The organism is Pseudoalteromonas sp. PS5 (genome assembly GCF_004103255.1).
GTDB lineage: Bacteria > Pseudomonadota > Gammaproteobacteria > Enterobacterales > Alteromonadaceae > Pseudoalteromonas > Pseudoalteromonas peptidolytica.
Map to the genome: position 1 here is coordinate 1 of NZ_RCSQ01000121.1, position 19,139 is coordinate 19,139.

Sequence of the window (19,139 nt, forward strand, 5' to 3'; positions counted from 1 at the left end):
CTGCGTGCCGTGATGGCGATTGGCCATAACGCTGGCGGTATCATACCAAGAGGAATGGAGATCGATTTTCAAAGTGCAGCTAACGGCCAAGCAGATCCGTTTGAAAGCATGATTCGATGGTGCGAGCTAACACAATCAAAAGCTATCATCGGTGCAACACTTACCACCCAGGCAGACGGCAAAACCAGCACTAATGCACTTGGTAACGTGCATTTAGAAGTGATGCAAGACATCACACTAAGTGATTTAAAACAGCTGGAGCAGACCATTACGCGTGATTTGATTTATCCCATGTACGCCCTAAATGGAAAATCCTACCAGGGCAATCGTCGGTTGCCACATTTTGAGTTTGATAAAACAGAGTCTGAGGATATTGCAAGGCTAGCACCTGCACTAAAGTTGCTCGTTGAGACAGGTGTGCAAATTCCCGTACATTGGGCTAACGAAAAGCTGCAAATCCCAATCCCTACCAACAACGAGCCAGTACTTGGCAAACCGTCTAGTACTGCCGCACTCAATACAGCGGTGGCCGCACTCAATGCGGAATACCAAACACGCAGCACACAAACAGAGCTAGATACTGCCATTGATGCAATCACCAGTGGCGATATGCGCGAAGAGTACAAAGCCACGCTTCAGCCACTGCTAGACAAACTTAACCAAAGTGAGGAACTGGCAGCTATTGAGCTTGCCGAGCTTTATCCAACAATCGACCAAGGCCAACTGACCGAAATGCTCACCAAGCTGATTTTTGTGAGTGAGATTTGGGGCATGATCAATGATTGATCTTAGTATTGCTTTCAATAAACCGCCTACGGATGCGGTGGCTTACTTTAAATCTAAAGGTTATGCGATAAGCGATGAGTGGCACGATGTGCTGACTACGGCGCACGCCAAGGCGTTTACTGTAGCGCGGGTGCAAAGCATGGAAGTACTAGAGGCAATACGCAAGTACACAGACACAGCGCTTGCTGAGGGCTTAACGGCAAAACAATTTAGAGAGCAGCTAACGCCTGAGCTTCAGCGATTGGGTTGGTGGGGAAAAACCAAGAATGAGCAAGGCGATGAAATCCAGCTGGGTAGCCCCTACCGCTTAAACAATATTTATCGTACCAATCTACAAACCGCCTATATGAGTGGCCGCTATCGCCGCATGCTGGCTCGCAGTAAAACACATCCGTATTGGCAGTATGTTGCTATTGATGATGCACAAACACGGCCTGAACATAAACTGCTGCATGGCAAGGTGTTTAGGTTTGATGACCCCATTTGGCAAACCATATACCCACCCAATGGTTGGGGTTGTCGCTGTCGCGTTCGTGCGCTCACTGAGGCACAAGTAAAAGCGCGTGGATTAACCTTGGAGGATGGCAGCGGCTATGTGCAGCAGTTTGACGCAGAGATTGTGAGTCGCGGATCTGGTGAGGTTAAAACCACTGAGCATGCACGAGTTAAGTTACCCAGTGGCGATGTAATGACTCCAGATGTGGGCTGGGCCTATTCGCCTGGTCAATCAGCTTTTGGCACCGATGTGGCCGTAGCAGTTAAGCTGGGCAAAGTGGAAAGCACACAGCTACGTGCTGAGACTATCCAGGCATTAAATAATAGTGATGAACGGGCTAAGGCTTTTGAGCTATGGACGCGTAAAAGCATCGAGCGTATAGAGCAGTATCAAGCAGCAAAACTTGCTGGCGATAAGGCTGGCCTTAGAGCGTTTGGCCCACGGCCGCAACATAAAACGGTGGTGAGCTTTTTAGGTGATAACATAAACCAAAAGCTTAAAGATAAGGGCATTGATGCGGCCCGTACTTTGATTTTATCTGAGCGCGCTCTGGCTCATGCGCACAGCGAGAAACACCAAAGAGCAGAGAAAGCTCTGACGTTAAGCGAATACACTGCGTTAAGCTCTTGGATAAACAGTGATAAGACTAATGTTTACTGGGATACTAAGAAAGGCAACATGCTTCTGGTGATTCTACGAGGAGATGAAGCCACTAAAGTAATAGTCGAATTTAACTACCGGGGTGAAATGCTTGAACAAATGATCAATGTATTCAAAGTGAGTAAAAACGACATAAATGCAGCTATTACCAGTGGTCAGTATGAGGTGTGGTGATAGGATGAGACTCGAACTCATATAATATACACTGCCAGAGCATATAACCGTTACCTATTGGAAACACTACCACCACAAACAATTATTACCCAACAGCCAAGTGATTACAATATGACCACTAGAATTGAAATACTCACAAGCGGTGATGCAACCAAAGTACTCAACAAGATTGCTGCCAGATTTAACGACCTTAGTGAACCAATGAATGAGATAGCCGCCATCATGGAAGGCGCAACGGAAGACGCTTTTGCTGAAGAACGGAGCCCAGTTACGGGCATCGCTTGGCCAGCGCTTAGTGAAAACTACCTAAAACAAAACCCCAAACGTGTTGGCGGGCAAATGCTACAGGTAAGTGCTGGAGGACTAGCAGCCAGCATTGCCGCAGACAGCGGCGCGTTTTGGGCGCAAATAGGCAGTAACAAGCCTTACGCTGCTATTCATAACTTTGGCGGTTTGCCAGAAATGGCACCAGGGCCTGCCGCGATAGACCAGCGGCAATATCTGGGAGTAAGCCCCGAAGAGGAAACCGATATTCTAGCCGTGTTGAGTCACTATTTTACCGAAAACTAAAAAACGCCTCAGAAGCCCTCTGAGGCGTTTTTTACATGCTCAAGTGCTAGCGTTGGGTGATGTGTAGTGTAATATGGTCGTTAAGGGCGTTTCGAAACGTTTCTATTCGACTATTCATATACCTATCGAAGATAGAAAGGACTACCAAATGAGTGATGTTTATGAGAATAACAACTCATGTTATCAAAGTTTACACAAGCAAGAACGACTCCAAGAGTATCAACTGGAGCAAAAATCAGAAATTGTCTCAAAGGTGATGTTTACGATTATTATCGCAGCGGTTTTTGTCATTAGCTTCGCTATCATATTTTACCTAACTGGCTTCGACTCTTTTTTACCTCGCTCATCCGATGCAAAGGACTTTGAATCATTAAGAGCTCAATACGGTGCCTTTGGTGACTTTTTTGGTGGAACCTTAAATCCACTTCTGACTTTCTTCACAATTGTACTGCTTGTATGCTCACTCTGGTTGCAATCTGGTGAATTAAAGGCCACCCGAATAGAACTACAACGAACAAGACAATCTCAAGAAGAGCAGAGTTATGAAGCTAAATTACAGAACCAAATAACACGAGAACAAACCGAAGCGATTAATCGTCAAGTTACCGTGCAAACAAACTCAACCAACGCCGCCAAACTGCATTATTTGATTGATATTATTAGGGGCAGTGAATCAGAAATAGAAACAGCGCTAAATACAATGTGTGGTGAATACCCTTTTAGACAAGTAATTAAAGAAAGGAAAAACTATGCCAAGCGAAGCAGCAGGCCTAGGCCAGGCTTATCTAGTTCTATATCTGAAGTCATAATCCGCCTAGAAGATCAGATATTACTAAAACATGAAACCCTACAAGTAATGCTTACAAACCATATGCAAGAGGATTTAACAGGTGTCATAGCTAAGAGGGTAATTCAGGAAACTATCGACCAAGTCAAACGTCATAGTCTATTTAAGAATGATAATAGAGAGCAATTTATTTCGTTGATGAATAGTTGCAAAGTACACCTAGCAAGTTTCAAAAGCACACATTTGAAAGAGTCAATTGATAATCTTGTTGTCGAGCTTGAGTGTAATGGAAGGCCATAACATGAAATCATCACAGACAGAGAATATAAGGAGAGAATTGTGCCAATAGAGGTAATTGGAGAACTAAATAATGACGCGCCGATTTGGCGCTATTTGAGCCTAGACAAGTTCATAGACTTATTACACTCACAAAGCCTTTACTTTGCTCCACTATCAAGTTTTGCTAAATCAGATCCTTTTGAAGGGCGTTTGCCACCCCAAGTTGAACAAAGGTTATTAAATGAAGCTCTCAGTGAGCCAAATGCTTGCATTAGAGAAATCAAAAAGGAATTAGATGAACGACTGAAACAAGCTACAGCTGAAGAAAGAGAGCACCCTGATATTAAAGAGACTTTAAAAACAATTAATGCCCAAAATGAAAGTTTAATATCTAGTGCGAAAGCAACATTCAATGCATTTCTAAACTTCAGGGCAAAGGCTACTTCTGTTAATTGCTGGCATATAAATCATTATGAGTCCGAAGCAATGTGGAATCTTTATTCTGATAGTGGCAAAGGAATAGCGATTAAATCCAGCATTCAAAAATTAATAGATTCGGTTGCTCATTCAAAAGAAGATATAACTTTAAGTAAAGTCCATTACTACTCGGATTCAGAGTTCAACAATATCGAGCTGGGCAATTACAAACAACCTTTTAAGCGGAAGTCATTTGAACATGAGAAAGAAATACGATTAATGGTTTTTAATGCCTCTCGAGATTGGTTTGAAAACTTTCTTAAAAAGAATAATTCTATTTCACCAAACACAGCTGCTGAATTAGACAGTAAGATTGAAAAGTTTCAGGAAGCACACAAAATAAAAGTTGATTTGGGAACCCTAATAGAGGAGTTATACATCTCACCATATGTTGGTGAACCATTCAACACAGCGGTGAAGTCACTAATCAATACTTATAGGGGCTCTGTTCCTTCTTTACAAAACCTGCCAAACCCAGTCGAGTCAAAACTGCTCAACCCTCCTTCTATTTATTAACCCAGTTTAAAATACACTTCCAACCCTAATCCACATACTGGCACCAAGACAAACCTTTTAGTGCCAGAACATGCAAAATACCTCAACGCAACAACCCATAAACTGCCAATACGGACAATCACACATGGAGGTGACTTCTGTTGCTGTGTGTAATACACCAGCGCAGCACTTTGGCCTTGCGGTATGTAGCTTGGCAAGCGAACCTGAAGAAAGTGGTATTAGCCCTCGCGTGCTGCTTATGCCTGATGGGCCATTCTCTGGCCATGATGGTAGACCATTTGAAGTACCAGGCAATAAATGGCTAATGGATGAAACGGCATTTAACAATCTTAAAACCGCTGCCCTTAGCCGTGCTAACGATTACCTCTTTGATTACGACCACCAAACCCTTTTTAAAGCACAGAACGGCCAACCTGCACCAGCGGCTGGTTGGTTTGCATCCGACGGTTTGGAATATGTGCCAGGCGAAGGCGTATATGCCAAGAACGTAAAGTGGACTACGGCGGCACTGAGTGCGCTACGCAATAAAGAGTACCGCTACGTTAGCCCAGTGTTTGCTTACGACAAGTCTACAGGTCGCCCATTCAAATTACTTCACGTTGCCTTAACCAATGACCCCGCAGTACTGGGCATGGAAGAGGTAGCAGTGTTAAACCTGCAATACTCCTCAGGAGCACCCAAGATGAACGAAGCCCAGCAACTCCTCGCTGCGCTTGGCATTACCGTGGACGGTGATGTTACCAGCGAGCATATCGAAAAAGGCAAAGCGGCCATTACCGAGCTAAAAAGCAAGGCAGATGGCGCAGAAGGTAAAGACAAGCAAATTGCTGCCTTGAACACGCAAATTCAACAAGCCACGTCGAATACCACTGTGGATTTAACCAAGTTTGTGCCAGTTGATGTACACAATGCACTACGTGGCGAACTGGCCGCACTTAATAGCCAGCACCAAGGCGTGACTATTGAGACCGCTATTGATAAAGCCAAGGCCGATGGCCGCGTGATTGCCGCCGAGATTGATTACCTCAAGCAGCTCGGTGAGCAAAACGGACTTGCCGCCCTCAATGCAGTGTTAGATAGCCGCCAACCTATTGCAGCACTGAACGCTCAGCAGTCCAAACCAACCCCAACACCAACGCAGGACAAAACAGGCGTTGCCGCTTTGTCTGCCGAGGATAAATACGCGGCTGATCAACTGGGTATTAGCCACAAAGATTACGCAGCACTGAAAGAGGAAGACCAGTAATGGCAATTGTGACCCCTGCAATTTTAACCAGCCTACAAACGGGCTTTAAAAAGAACTTCCAAGATGGCCTTGGTGAAGCACAGCCGCAATATACCGAAATAGCGACGGTGATCCAGTCCAAAACCAAAAGCAACACTTACGGATGGCTTGGTAAGTTCCCTTCACTTAAAAAGTGGGTTGGAGAGCGTCAGCTTGAATCCATGAAAGCCCACGGCTACACGATTGTGAATGAAGATTTTGAAGGCTCAGTTAGTGTTGACCGTAACGACATTGAAGATGATGAGCTAGGCGTATATGCGCCACTCATGCAAGAAATGGGACGCTCAGCGGGCATTCACCCGGATGAAGTGTGCTGGCCGCTGCTTAGAGCGGGCTTTACCACGCTTTGCTATGACGGCCAAAACTATTTTGATACAGACCACCCTGTTTACGAAAAAGCAGATGGTACTGGTGCAGTTGAAAGCGTTGCCAACATGGCTGAAGACGGCACTTATACAGGGCCAGTTTGGTATGTGATTGATGGCTCGAAAGTCATTAAGCCAATCATATTCCAAGAACGGAAGAAGCCCGTTTTTGTCAGTATGACCAAAATTGATGACGAAGCCGTGTTCACCAAAAAGCTATTCCGTTACGGCGTAGATTGTCGTGATGCCGCAGGCTTCAGCTTCTGGCAATTGGCCTTTGCGAACAAACGCGCCCTGAATGCCGACAACATGTGGGACGCAATTAAACGGATGCGTACTTTTAAAGCTGACGGTGGTCGCAAGCTTGGTATTCGCCCGACTAAATTGGTTGTGCCACCAGAGCTTGAAGATGTCGCAACCAAACTGCTAGAGCGCGAAATCGAAAACAACACATCTAATGAACTCAAAGGCCGCTTGAAGCTCTGCGTAGCGGACTACTTAGACGCCTAATTCACCCGTAAGTTAATTGCTCTGGTGAGTTACACACCAGAGCTTCTAGAGAGAACCTATGAAATGGAAAAGACTCAGATTGCTAGCGCCATTGGTTTGGCTTTTATCAAAATCCATAACTCACAGCCTACGGGCTATAGGCGAGCGAGGATCACTTTGCAAAGTGGTGAAAACACCATCCCCGCAGAAAAAATCTCTATTGAACAACTGGAGAGTTTGGAAGCAGATCCACGCCTTGCGGTGTCGCGCATTGCTCAAGCGAGTGAAGATACAACAACGACACCAAACGTGGAGCCAGGAAGTATTTGTACCAGTGTAGAGGGCGTTGAAATTGACCTTGCAGGTGTTGACCCTGAGCTACACCCATTCATTGGTGTAATGGCCATTGAGCAGTTCACTAAAAAGCCGTCGGTCGAGCAGCTAACCATTTCAATCAGTGATGATGAAAATGGTGAGACAGTCACTGGTGAACTAAAGCCAACCGCTGCTCAGCGTGATGCTGCATGGCAGATTTACCAATCTGCCCTAAAGAACGTGGAGCAATAAGCCATGACCTACGCTGCCGCTGAAGACATGCAAGCTCGCTTTAATCACCAAGACTTAGTGCTACTCACTGAGCGAGAGCACAGCATACCAGGTGAAGTGGATATGGCTGTGCTCACGCAAGCCCTTGAAGATGCCACAGCAGAGATAAACGCTTATCTCTCTGGCCGTTACATGCTGCCACTTAGCATTGTACCAATGGCATTGGTGCGCATTTGTTGTGATATTGCCCGCTACTTTTTAAGCGGCGATAACGCGCCGGAGCACATACACACCCGCTATACGGACGCGCTAAAGTTTTTACAAGCAGTGAATCAAGGCAAGGTGGCGCTGGGTATTGATAGCCAAGGTGACAAGGCCACCACCAACGACACCGCCGTGATGGAATCAGCAGGCAGCGTATTTGCTCGCAACAAAGCCAAGGGGTTCATCTGATGTTTGAAATTAAAGATGACTTTTTAGCAGCGGGCCAACTGCTAGAAACAGCTCTAAGTGCAGTGCCTGGCATACGCCAAGTTAAGGCACTCGATGACCTAGCAGAGATAGACAAAACCAACCATACCCCGAGCTTGTTTTATCTCTACTACGGCGAGCAATTAAAGGAGAGCGCTTACGCTGGAGCAAATACCCTGTTAACGCAAACCTGGCTTGTCATCTTAGCTGAGCGCAAAACCAGCAAAACCGCAGGCAAAAACATTGCCGCTACCATTCGTGCCATTGCCGGAAAGATGACTGGCGACGCTGGCCCTTGGCAACGCGTTAACACCCCAATCAAACCAAGATACACCAGTGGCCATGCGTTTTATCCGCTGGCCTTTACCTGTCAAATGAAGTTTAAAGGAGCACTTACATGAGTGGCTTACTAGTAGCGGGCAATTTCTTTATTGACCGACTAAACCCACAAGGCCAAAGCCTCGGTATTTTTGGCCCTATCAATATGACCAAGCTCAGCATCAAAACAGAAGCTGAAACCAAGACCCGTGCATCTCGTAAAAAAGAGTCTTATGGCCAAGCATTAGATGACGTCAAGATTGCCAAGCCTGCTGAAGTGTCATGCGAGTTTGACGACCAACCCTCTGAGTTATTGGCAATGGCGCTGATGGGTAAAGTGGTTGATCTAAACGAAGCCAGCGGCACGGTAACGGATGCAGCAAAAACCTTGCCCGCCAATCAGGGCTGGCTAGAGCTTGGCCATAAGAATCTAGCCGCCGAAGGTCTTACGGTTAAGCAAGCAACTACCCCACTCACGCTAGGGACTGATTTTGAGATCAACTATGCACTGGGTTTGATCCGCTCTGTCAAAGGCGGCGAAGTAGATGCAGGTGGCAGCATTACCGTGAGCTATCAACACAATGCGCGAAGCGGTAAGACCATCCAAGGTGGCATTGAATCACAAGTTCGAGCCCGTATTTTTGGTGAGGGAACCAACCTTGCTAACGGTAAAGCCATTGAGCTGGAAGTATACGACGTATCACTGATGCCAGATAAAGAAATTGATTTTGCAGCCAGTGAGTTTGTGAGTGGCGGCCTAGCGGGCACTGCCAAGTTGCCAGCAGGTAAAGCTACCCCATTCACCTATACCGAATTAGACGCATAGCTCCCGTTGGGGCCTCGGCCCCTTTTTACTATTTCAAACCTCTTTTCAAACTGAGTAAATGGCATGGCAGATAAAACACTCCAGCTCGCATTACGAATAGTGGCCGAAGCCACTGGCAAGCAAAACCTTGAACAGTTAGTTGCTGAGCTGCGCCGTATTGAGCAAAGCGCTGATGATGCCGCACCTGCCACAGACCAACTCGGCCAGAATTTAGATGAGACGGCTCAAGCCGCAAAGCAAACGAGCAAGCAATCAACTGAACTTGCCGATGACTTAGCGTCGTCAACTACCGCTAGCACTAAACTGGGTGAGTCTCTTCAAGACGTCTCAAATAACGCGACCACCACGGCGAGCAATACGCAAGCACTGAGCGGCGACTTAAATCAAGTAACTACTGCCACGACGAACGCGAGCCAAAAAGCAGGCGTGCTTGCCGATGTGATTGATGAGCTAGGCAACCAGCAGGAACTTATCCACGCTTTTGAACGCTCCAAGCGAGAGCTTGAAGAGCAAGAGATTGCCACGGCTGCTGCGGCCCATGCGCTAGACCAATTACAAAAACAAGCACAAGACACCACCAAACCATTTGTTGAACTTGCCCGAGGCATCGACCTTGCAGAGCGCGACTTGCAGCAAATGCGGGCTGAGCTGACGCAGCAAACCACCAAACACAATGCACTGCAACAAGAGCTAAAACGAACTGGTCTCGATACCAACAACTTAAGCATTGCCAAACGCAACTTGGCTGGACGTTTTAACCAAGCTGGTAAAGCCGTTGATGGATTTACACAAGACCTAAAACAAGGCTCTGCTGCCCAACAAGCACATGCAGAAAGCCTTGGTAACGTCGCGAGTCAAATCGCAGCGGTTGCTGCTGCCTACTTTGGGTTAGACCAGGTTGGCCAAGCCGTGCGCTCCGTGTTTGAAACGGGCGATAAGTTTGAAAAGCTCCAGGTGCAAATGAATGGCCTGATGGGCAGCATTGCCCAAGGTGAAAAGGCCAGCGCCTGGATAACTGAATTTACTAAAAATACACCGCTTCAGCTCGGTGAGGTTTCACAAGCATTTGTGAAGCTCAAGGCATTCGGCCTCGACCCAATGGACGGCACGCTGCAATCTATTACAGACAGCGCTTTAAAGCTCGGTGGTAGTTATCAGGAGGTTGAAGGGATAAGCCTCGCACTTGGCCAAGCTTGGGCTAAACAGAAACTGCAAGGTGAAGAGATTTTGCAGCTAGTTGAACGTGGTATTCCTGTATGGGATATGCTGCAAACGGTCACGGGTAAGAACGTCCAAGAACTGCAAAAGCTATCAAGCGCAGGCCAGCTAGGCCGTGACGTTATAAAACAACTGATTGATGAAATGGGTAGAACCAGCACAGGCAGTGCAGCGGCACAAATGGCATTATTTAGCGGCCAGGTATCTAATGCCAAAGATAATCTGGAACAGTTTTATAACCTCATTGCTAAGTCTGGTGCGATGGATTGGCTCAAGGGCCAGATTGGTGATTTAAACAAAGAGTTTGCTGCAATGGCAGCTGATGGCCGATTGCAAGAATGGGCGCAGTCAATCAGCGACACCATTGTGGCAACCGGCACAGCGATAAAAGACACCATAAGCACCTTATATGAATACCGTGAAGAAATAGGATTTGTAGCCAAAGCGTGGCTCGCCCTAAAAATTGGCTCTTATTTTAGTAGTGTTGTGGCAGGTGCAGTGAGTGCCACCCGGGCATTTGTTACCTATAGAGCCGCCATAACCGCAGCGACAACAGCCACCAATGCTGCGACCGTTGCTGCAAACCGCTGGCGTAATGTGGCTGGTGTGATTGCCCGAGGCGGTGTGTATTTAGCGCTAACCAATGAGGTTATTAACCTAGTTGGTGAGTATCAAAATTTAAAAGTTGCTGAAGCAGGCGTTGCGGAGAGTCAACGCAATGCTGAGTTACAAGCTGCCAAGTTAAAAGGCGAGCTTGAGTTAATAAGTTCAACCACAGGCATTCTTGTTACCAGTTTAGAAGAAGTGGAAGCCGCCGTGGCTGCTGGCACGCTGGTCATGAATGAAACCACCGGAGCCTATGAAAACGCAGCACGTAAAGCCGAAGCGCTCGCCGAGGCCACACGCATTGCCGCTGAAGAAGAGCGTAAGCGCCAAGAGTTGCTAAGGCTCACCATACCTGAAGCATTGCGTGTGATAGAAACACTAGAGCAACAGGCGCAAAATCTAAATGGCGTGCGCGCTGGTGTTGATGGTTTTATCCAATCCATTGAGTCGGCACGTAAAGCACTCGCTGGTGCTGGAGAAGAGTATAACCAACAGCTAGTGTTACTCGACTCATTAAAAGCGAAGTTTACAGCACACAGTGAATCGCTAGAGCGCCAAGCATATCTGACCAACGATGTAAGCAAAGCCTATAAAGAGCTGGGTATCACCAGTGCTGATGCACTAACTAAGACAGCCACAAAGCTGCAAGGTGCGTTTGAGCTACTCCAACAAAGCAACGAACCAGTTGCGATGCAACAGCAAGCCTTTTTGAAGTGGGCCAAAGCCGCCGTTGAAGCCGCCAACGCCACAGACCAAACTGTGCCAGCATCGGTTCAGGCAGCTGCGGCCGCACTGGGTTTAACCGCAGAGCTGGATAAACTAGTTAACGCTGCTAACAAGCTCAAACCTGCCACAGATGAAAATAGTACCGCTACAGCAAAGTTTGCCAGTGTGTTAGCCAGCACCCGCGCTGCAATGGAAAACAATAAAAAAATCCTAGACAGCTCTACAGCCTCAGCGGAGCAAAAAGCCAAAGCACAGGCGGCACTAAACCGTCAGACTGGATTGGTGGTCGAACAGGAAACCGATTTGGCGCGTGTGCGAGAGCTAGAAACTAAAAACCTGCAAGGGCTAAATGTTGAGCAGCGCAAACTTGAACAAGAGCTTGCCCAGGTTAATCAACAATACAAGATAGGTGCATTAACCGCTGAAGACTACCAACACAAAAAGGAGCGGATAAGTAATATTTTATCTGTGGTGAATGACCTACTCGGCGATTTTAAAGATGCACAAGACAATGCAACGGATGCAACCAAGCGAGGAACCCGGGCAACTGAAGATGCGACAAAAGCCAATGAACGGTCTCTAAAAAGCCTGCGCGAGCAAAAAGAAGAGCTTGAGAAAGTCAGCCAAAGCGCCAACCGTGCTGCAACCAGCATGAGTAACTACCAAAACCGCAATCGCCCAACGGTTGAGCAAATTGTTGATTACCAAGATAAGTATGAAACAGGCAGAGGTGCTGCCTATCGATTTGAAAGTGATGAGGTCATTGCCGAGCGCGCCCGTCGCGAGCGCGAGAAAATGCAGCAGCAACAGTACGCGCAGTTTGAGCGTGCAATTAACGCATCCACATCAACGTCAGAGTTATCCAAAATTTATGACCGGATATTTAAACAGCTAGTTTATATCGATGGTGAACAAAAGCGCGCGCTTCGAGACTTAATTGACCGCCAGCGTGAATCGCTCAAACAAGTTGCCAGTGCCAAACGTAATTCCACACGCTCAAACACAATCACACCGCGTGAAAACACTGAGTATTACAGCCCAAGCCCTGTGCCGACTAGGCCAAACAATAGCTCACCGCTGAGTGATGCGGTAAATGGCAAACTCGATAAATTGCTAACCCTGCTTAATAACCAACAATCCGGTAAACGAATAGTCTTGGAACTCAAATTACCCAGTGGCAACACCGCTGAGCTGTACACAACCATTCGAGACCAACTATTAGACGAACTCGAACAATTGAGTAACGCCCAATGATAGTAATTAACGCCATAGAACTACCACACGCAGTGTGGACAGATGAGCACGATTATCAAGCCGTTGCTGAGCAAACGGAACTCGCCATTAACGGCGCGCCCCATATTGAAAAAACACTGTTACCTGGTCGGCCTATCACGATTGAGTGTGTGCTGGAGACTGCGAGTGCCTACATTGCACTATTTGACCATAGCCGAACCACGCTAACCGCGTTTGATATATCGATCCGTGGCACGGTATACACCGTGGTTTGGGATCACAGTCAAAAGCCTGCCACGGGCAGCGCCGTTAGTTATTACTCGGATGCAGCACCTGATTTTTTTGAAAACATAACCTTACGACTAAAAACGGTGTAACCATGTTAAGAAGTCACCTTAAAATATTTAAGCCCCAGCGGCTTGGCAGCGCACCCAATGCAGGTGGCCACCGCACCAACAACACGGTGATAAGCGGAAAGCTAAACGATGTATTTAGCTCAATCAGCGACGTCGATCATGCGCGCAGCGCCTTTGATTTGGTCAAGCTTTACCCTGCTGTTGCAACTGATGATGCAACAAAACTATCGGATGCACATGTATTTATAGCCGATCAACCAGAAGACCCGCTGGTCAGCACGCTACTGGTTGAGTCTCCAGATTTACGCGACGACTCGCTGCTCGACGATATGTTGGAGCTTATGACAGCAAGCGCGACCAAGTACCACGGCCTCAGCAATCTAGTTGTGCCATACCAGCAAGGCGACCTCACGCTAAAGCTAAAAGAAGTACAGCGCTCTCTCGCGCCAACCGTGAAACGCGTTGAAACCAAACAGGGTCTAAGACCTGCGACGGAAACTATTTATAAGTACAAGAAAGTAGAGAGCTTTGGCTATCTCAGGGAATACAATATCGACGTGCCTGACATTTTACAGAGTTACAGCGCAAACCGCTTTTTGCAGTATCGCTTTTATCGCGGTAATAACAATGGACCTGGTGATTATTACGACAAAATAACTTATACCGTGAATAACTCAACCCTATCAGGCACAACCGTTTCTGGTAGCCTGCCATCTGGGCATTTCGTGTTCGAGGGTGACTTTCTTTGGCTTTATTACTTGTCGAACCAAGACTTTCGTTTTCATTCATTCTCGGATAGCCAAGGGCTGACTCTAGGTAGCACAGAAACCGTTGTACCAAAAACCGTTAGGTTAAAAAAGCAAGGCTCTTCACAGGTTATTACTGACGATGGTATAGGCCGCTTCATCCACTCCGGTTATGTCATTGCCCGCATTGACTATGACACAGGTGTAATAACTGAAATTGAACCCATTGATTACCAAGGGACGGTATCTGAAGAACTTGGTGCGCTAATTCAACGCAAACCACTCACAATACGAAACCTACAGTTTAGTTTGCCATCAACTAAGTTTGCGAGAAGCAGTATTTATATTCGAGCAAAATCTGAAACAGGGACTGAGTTTAGTGCGTCTAGCGATGACAACGGTAATATCACGGGGACTAATATATCAGGCTCAGTAAGTAGCGTTGGCGTTGTCGATTTGCAATTTTCTGTGGATGTACAGCAAGACTCTATAAGCTACGACTATGACGAAGTAACCGAGATCAACGTGCCTAGCCCTCCTGGTGGCATTGACCGCAGCAAGCTTCCGGAAGGCGGCTATGTGCCAATATTCCATGAGTTTAATCTTGTGTGCGTTCAAGACCGGAGCAGAACTCAACACGCAACACTGAGCAATGGCCAAGAGTTAACAGTAACCGTTGACGCTAACTGGGTAGATATTGTTGATAATGATGGCCTATCGCTCTACAGCGCCAATGATGACAATTACAGTTATGACAAAGCCACAGGCAAAGTCACAATCAAGGCTGGAATAGTCAACTTTTCTGGCCCGTTCATCATAACCACCGTCTTGAGTGAGCTGGTTTTAGTGGATGCCATAGAGAACGACACACTAAAGATACTCTCGCCACTGAAAAGACCATATGACGTTGGTGCAACTGTCTCAAGCACTTACGTACTTGGAGACCTACAAGCGCTGACCAAAGACGAGCGAACCCTGAGCGCTTGGCAAAATAACTTTGGTGATTTTGGCTCTCCGGCATCAAGCGCAATCAATACCACACAATACCCAATTGAGCTGAGTAACCTCGGCACCATTGCCCAGCGCTGGCCATTGTATTTACCAGCACCACTGCGTTTTATGTGGTTGGCGAGCATGTAGGCACCATTTATAACGGCGACATTACCAACGACTGCACACCCATTAATGCCAATGCTGGCTCTCCGTTTTTTGTTTTACGCAAAGAGGCGCTAGGCTCAGGGCTAAACCCAGGCGAAGCATTTTTGTTTGAAACTACCACAGCAAGTAAGCCCGTTATGCTGACACGTTCGGTCAGCCCAGGCCACACCGAAATTAAATACGACAAATCCACCCTTGGATTTAGAGGGAGTAAAGACTAATGCCAACACCAGTAACAGTTTACCGTTGGGATGACGAAGGTGCACCACAAATCACAGAGCGGTATGGTACAGCCAATGAGATTAAAGCGGTGCTAGATGCGTGCTTAGTAAATGGGTATGGTTCAAAGCAACCATTGGGTTGGACGAAAGTATTTGATCACGCCAATGGTGTGGTCTATCAAAACGATACGACAAAAGGCGGTAGCGGCGGCATGGTACGGTTTTGGCCGTACAATGGTGATTGGGTAAGTCAATTCCCTCGTTCAAAAGGCCTTAACTTTCAGGCTGCGAAATCCTTTGTTGACTCAGATACACCACATCACCCGGGGTTTTATCAAGCGCTGAACCACCCAGTTTCAAACAGCAGCAATACAAAAGCATGGGTTGTCATTGGCACAAGCTCTGCATTCTATCTGGTACTAAGTTGGGTGAATGAATCTCAAGACTCATCTGGTTATCAATATAAAATGTCTACTCAAAATAATAATCAAGGGGAAATATTCGTTGGTGATATTAAGTCGGCGTTAGATTCTGACGCCGGGCAATTTGTGGCGTTTCACTCCCCGACAGGCGCAGATACAGACTCAATATCTTGGTATAGCAGTCTGGGCTATATGAATCGTTCATTGAGTTCATCTAGAAGTACGTCAGGTGTAAAAATATACCGCGCCGATAATGCTGAAGGGTTTGATATCTATAACCCCAGAGCGACGTTTCCTAAAAGCAAAATTCATGTCTCGGCTGAAGGTGCCGATATATTTGGTATTGCACCAGTACCTATATGTAGCGACCCGACACACGAGATACCAGCAGTGATAGATACATCTGCACCAGCTTTGCGGGGATATATGCCTGGCATGATAGACGTAATGCGGGGTTTAAATAAAGAGTCTTACTGGCCTCAAGAGCTAGTTATAGAAGGCCAGAGATATTTTCAACTGCACTCACCCGATGCGAATTGCAGCCATATTTGGATAAATATGGAGCAGTGGTGATGTATAAACTAAAAACAATTGCCCCCAATTACGTGCAACACTTGGGTATTTTAGAGCTTGATTTAGACCCCAATGCGACTCGTGTGCTGATACAAAATAGATATGACCTTTCTGTTATCTGGCATGCTCCAGTGACCGTAAACCCCGTCATCACTATTACTACACCTCTACAGTACACCGTTGACCCACTGCTAATGGTCACAATATTTGATGATGGAAAAGACCCTGTTCCACCTCAATTTAATGCTGAAACGATAGATAGAGTACAAGCAGCGTTACCAGGAACTATTGAATGATAACGGCCAGGTTTACGACACCTGCAAATAACTATACCAGTCCGCTGGTTGTCAGGTTTGGAGGCGGTACAACTCAACCGATTGAAGACAAGGAGGTAGTGGCCTATTTTGATGTAGCTTACTCAAATAATGACAACTATGCCGTGCTGGTTGCATTGCAATACACCAACGCGTTTTCACTAGACACAATTTATCAAATGAGCTGGGCGAACGCAGTTGCACTTCACAGAGAGACTTCCTTACTTTGGCATGCAAACCAAGCGGCTATTGAGCAGCAAGTAAATACAGGTTGGAAAAGCAGCATGTCGGTTATCACAAAGGAAAGTGAATTTAGCTGGAGTAAAGGACTGCCAAAGTACGTTGAGACAACTCAAGTCTGGAGAGAGGCGTCACAACATGAAACCGCACTTTGCATTTATTACGGGCCGAGTGAACGCGCATATATTTGCTACCGAGTAAACCACCCTCGTAAGGGCCGTGTAATTGTGCGGTTTGAAAACGCGCTGAATGCCAGCCCGCAGATAGGCAAAGTTAAACTCAGAATGTCTCCCTATGAAAAGGTATGCTACTGGGGATTACCTGGTGGGCCAGTTCGCTCAGATGATGACATTCCCCCCATCGATTCCAAAATCCCCATAGAGCCACAGATACAGAGATATTACATCATGCAACCATCAATCAGCTGTAATCGACTAAGTGATGATTTAAAAATTCTAATCAACAATATCACCTGCACATGGCAACGTGGCCAGTTTGCTGCAACGGGCAACATCAAGTTTTGCAGCAGAATAGATATGGAGCGTGCGATTGGCCAGCAGTTAAAGCTAGTCATTAATGGCTACGAGTTTGTGGTGATTTGTGAGCAACCCAGTACAAGCAATCGATTTGCAAATAATAGCTACAGCGCGTCGATTCGTTCTCGATTCGCAGAGCTGGCTGCGCCTTATCAGCGTGAGCGTAACTACGTAAATACCGTTGATAAGACACTCGCAGGTATCATGACCGACATTTTAGAAAACACTGGCTGGACGTTAGACAACAAAATGATTGATTACCCAATCCCTGAGGGGGCGTTTTCGTATCGAGGATTGACGCCAGCTGCTGCACTGCTAAAAGTGGCCAGCAGTATTGGCGCGATATTGGACATTAACGATATAACCAAAACCGTATCAGTTGTGCCTGAGTGGCCAGTTAACCCTTGGAGCACAGAGCAAGCAACGCCAGATGTCATCCTCAATGATGCTCTAATATTAGAGCACAATACACGAGACACCATTCAGCCTGAGCACAACGTTGTTTTTGTGAGAGGTGAGCAGCAAGGCGTTGCATGTAAAATCAAGCGCCAAGGCACTCCTGCAACTGATTATGCTCGCGACATTGTGGATAATCTAATCACCGATGTACAAGCCGCGCGTCAACGTGGCACGTGCGAGCTTGCCAGAAGTGGCAATAAACGAACCGCAACTATTCGCACCAAGCTCAAATCTGACCTGCCACCAATCAGACCAGGCATGTTGTTAGGTGTAAGGTTCAAAGATGAGCTATACAAGGCAACGGTGGACTCACTGGCTATCTCTGCCAGTATCAGTAACCAAGGCGCGATTATGGTAAATCAAACAATTCAGGCGGTACGCAATGTCTAACACACTAAACAGACTCGGATCTGTCCTCTCCGGCACACAGCGCAGTATAGTGAAGGTTTATAATGTGAATAACGATGGTACAACCACTGTAGAACATACAGATGGCACCACAAGTCGAGTTTTAGGTGATAGTATTAAGTCAGGTTCAGTTTACATAGAAAACGACCGCATCACAGGGCAAGCACCTGATCTGCCGTATAGTGAATTGGAGGTATGAAAGGTGGGAGAATTAGCATCTGCCTACATATTTTTGCCGTTCAGATTGAACAATATAATTAATATCAAATGTGAATAGAGGTATGTATGAAAGAAAAGAGCTTAAAAGCCGGTGAGTGGATCACTATAGGAGATTCTATAGACGGATATATTTTTTCTGTTATCAGCGACGCAGAGCTTATGATTGGTTATATGCAAAATGGAATAAAACCGATAAAAGAAAAAGTTGTTCTAAGCGAGGGGCGTTGGATCTTCGAAAGCTCTGGTCCTTCTGGCAGCTACTTACGAGAGGTAGAGGCTGCAATTCTTAAACGTGGTAGATAATAGGTAAAGTATGAAACAGAAAGAACTTGAAATGAAGTTAGAGCAGAAAGAGGCCCAACTTGAGAGAGCGATTGCAGAAAGTGAGAGTTGGAACCGAGGTAAATATAAAACTTCCAGTAACGCAGAGATTTCGAAAATATACGTTAAATCACTAAGAAAGGAAGTTAATGAACTCTCAGAAATGCTCAGTAAAATGAAATCTCAAGAAAGGACTTAAGGGTTCAATATATTGAAAATTGATTTAAATATATTAAAAACTCACTTTTCGCAGTTTTCGCACAATCTCGGCTAAGTTTTCGCGCGCGGCATCAGCTGCAACGGGTTTCTCTTATTTGGCCCTGGCTCGCTACGAAGTA

At 46.3% G+C, this 19,139-nt stretch carries 21 protein-coding genes; all 21 read left to right on the plus strand.

The features are described from left to right. Positions 1 to 786, plus strand: a 786-nt coding sequence (locus tag D9603_RS15085; protein WP_153188198.1) for a DUF935 family protein, incomplete at its 5' end; no start/stop codon positions are given. After that, a complete protein-coding gene (locus D9603_RS15090) occupies positions 779 to 2,116 on the plus strand; it encodes a phage minor head protein (RefSeq protein ID WP_128731933.1) in 1,338 nt (445 codons plus the stop codon). The genes D9603_RS15085 and D9603_RS15090, both read left to right, overlap by 8 nt. A gap of 111 nt (positions 2,117 to 2,227) precedes the next feature. Next, positions 2,228 to 2,686, plus strand: coding sequence for a phage virion morphogenesis protein (locus D9603_RS15095; protein WP_128731934.1), 459 nt, complete (start codon positions 2,228 to 2,230; stop codon positions 2,684 to 2,686). A gap of 148 nt (positions 2,687 to 2,834) precedes the next feature. Next, positions 2,835 to 3,773, plus strand: coding sequence for a hypothetical protein (locus tag D9603_RS15100; RefSeq protein WP_128731935.1), 939 nt, complete (start codon positions 2,835 to 2,837; stop codon positions 3,771 to 3,773). Positions 3,774 to 3,812: 39 nt separating this feature from the next. Then, entirely contained in the window at positions 3,813 to 4,745 is a 933-nt protein-coding gene (locus tag D9603_RS15105) for a DUF2971 domain-containing protein (RefSeq protein ID WP_128731936.1), read from the plus strand. A 70-nt stretch (positions 4,746 to 4,815) separates the two neighbouring features. Beyond that, positions 4,816 to 5,991, plus strand: a complete 1,176-nt coding sequence (locus D9603_RS15110) for a phage protease (RefSeq protein ID WP_241651676.1) — start codon at positions 4,816 to 4,818, stop codon at positions 5,989 to 5,991. After that, complete coding sequence (locus D9603_RS15115) at positions 5,991 to 6,905, plus strand: Mu-like prophage major head subunit gpT family protein (RefSeq protein ID WP_128731937.1); 915 nt, start codon at positions 5,991 to 5,993, stop codon at positions 6,903 to 6,905. Before D9603_RS15110 ends, D9603_RS15115 begins: the two co-directional genes overlap by 1 nt. A 63-nt stretch (positions 6,906 to 6,968) precedes the next feature. Next, positions 6,969 to 7,451 carry an HI1506-related protein gene (locus D9603_RS15120; protein ID WP_128731938.1) on the plus strand — a complete coding sequence of 161 codons (483 nt, stop codon included), beginning with the start codon at positions 6,969 to 6,971 and terminating at the stop codon, positions 7,449 to 7,451. Positions 7,452 to 7,454: 3 nt separating this feature from the next. Then, positions 7,455 to 7,883, plus strand: a complete 429-nt coding sequence (locus tag D9603_RS15125; protein ID WP_128731939.1) for a phage protein Gp36 family protein — start codon at positions 7,455 to 7,457, stop codon at positions 7,881 to 7,883. Beyond that, entirely contained in the window at positions 7,883 to 8,302 is a 420-nt protein-coding gene (locus D9603_RS15130; protein ID WP_128731940.1) for a hypothetical protein, read from the plus strand. Before D9603_RS15125 ends, D9603_RS15130 begins: the two co-directional genes overlap by 1 nt. After that, a complete protein-coding gene (locus D9603_RS15135) occupies positions 8,299 to 9,045 on the plus strand; it encodes a hypothetical protein (protein ID WP_088531250.1) in 747 nt (248 codons plus the stop codon). Before D9603_RS15130 ends, D9603_RS15135 begins: the two co-directional genes overlap by 4 nt. Before the next feature lie 63 nt (positions 9,046 to 9,108). Then, positions 9,109 to 12,849, plus strand: coding sequence for a tape measure protein (locus D9603_RS15140; protein WP_128731941.1), 3,741 nt, complete (start codon positions 9,109 to 9,111; stop codon positions 12,847 to 12,849). Next, a complete protein-coding gene (locus D9603_RS15145; protein ID WP_128731942.1) occupies positions 12,846 to 13,205 on the plus strand; it encodes a hypothetical protein in 360 nt (119 codons plus the stop codon). The genes D9603_RS15140 and D9603_RS15145 overlap by 4 nt, the downstream gene beginning before the upstream one ends. Positions 13,206 to 13,207: 2 nt before the next feature. After that, on the plus strand, positions 13,208 to 15,070 hold the full coding sequence (locus tag D9603_RS15150; protein ID WP_241651677.1) for a hypothetical protein: 1,863 nt from the start codon (positions 13,208 to 13,210) through the stop codon (positions 15,068 to 15,070). Next, complete coding sequence (locus D9603_RS22155; RefSeq protein ID WP_241651678.1) at positions 15,052 to 15,309, plus strand: hypothetical protein; 258 nt, start codon at positions 15,052 to 15,054, stop codon at positions 15,307 to 15,309. The genes D9603_RS15150 and D9603_RS22155 overlap by 19 nt, the downstream gene beginning before the upstream one ends. After that, positions 15,309 to 16,304 (plus strand): hypothetical protein, encoded by a 996-nt coding sequence (locus D9603_RS15155; protein ID WP_128731943.1) that lies wholly within the window; start codon positions 15,309 to 15,311, stop codon positions 16,302 to 16,304. The genes D9603_RS22155 and D9603_RS15155 overlap by 1 nt, the downstream gene beginning before the upstream one ends. Further along, a complete protein-coding gene (locus D9603_RS15160; RefSeq protein ID WP_128731944.1) occupies positions 16,304 to 16,600 on the plus strand; it encodes a hypothetical protein in 297 nt (98 codons plus the stop codon). The genes D9603_RS15155 and D9603_RS15160 overlap by 1 nt, the downstream gene beginning before the upstream one ends. Beyond that, positions 16,597 to 18,243 carry a hypothetical protein gene (locus D9603_RS15165; RefSeq protein ID WP_128731945.1) on the plus strand — a complete coding sequence of 549 codons (1,647 nt, stop codon included), beginning with the start codon at positions 16,597 to 16,599 and terminating at the stop codon, positions 18,241 to 18,243. Before D9603_RS15160 ends, D9603_RS15165 begins: the two co-directional genes overlap by 4 nt. After that, the gene (locus D9603_RS15170; protein ID WP_128731946.1) at positions 18,236 to 18,460 is read left to right on the plus strand and encodes a hypothetical protein; all 225 of its coding nucleotides are present in this window, start codon (positions 18,236 to 18,238) and stop codon (positions 18,458 to 18,460) included. Before D9603_RS15165 ends, D9603_RS15170 begins: the two co-directional genes overlap by 8 nt. 86 nt (positions 18,461 to 18,546) lie before the next feature. Continuing rightward, a complete protein-coding gene (locus tag D9603_RS15175; RefSeq protein WP_128731947.1) occupies positions 18,547 to 18,783 on the plus strand; it encodes a hypothetical protein in 237 nt (78 codons plus the stop codon). A gap of 10 nt (positions 18,784 to 18,793) precedes the next feature. Then, the gene (locus D9603_RS15180) at positions 18,794 to 19,000 is read left to right on the plus strand and encodes a hypothetical protein (protein WP_128731948.1); all 207 of its coding nucleotides are present in this window, start codon (positions 18,794 to 18,796) and stop codon (positions 18,998 to 19,000) included. The last annotated feature ends 139 nt before the right edge of the window (positions 19,001 to 19,139 follow it).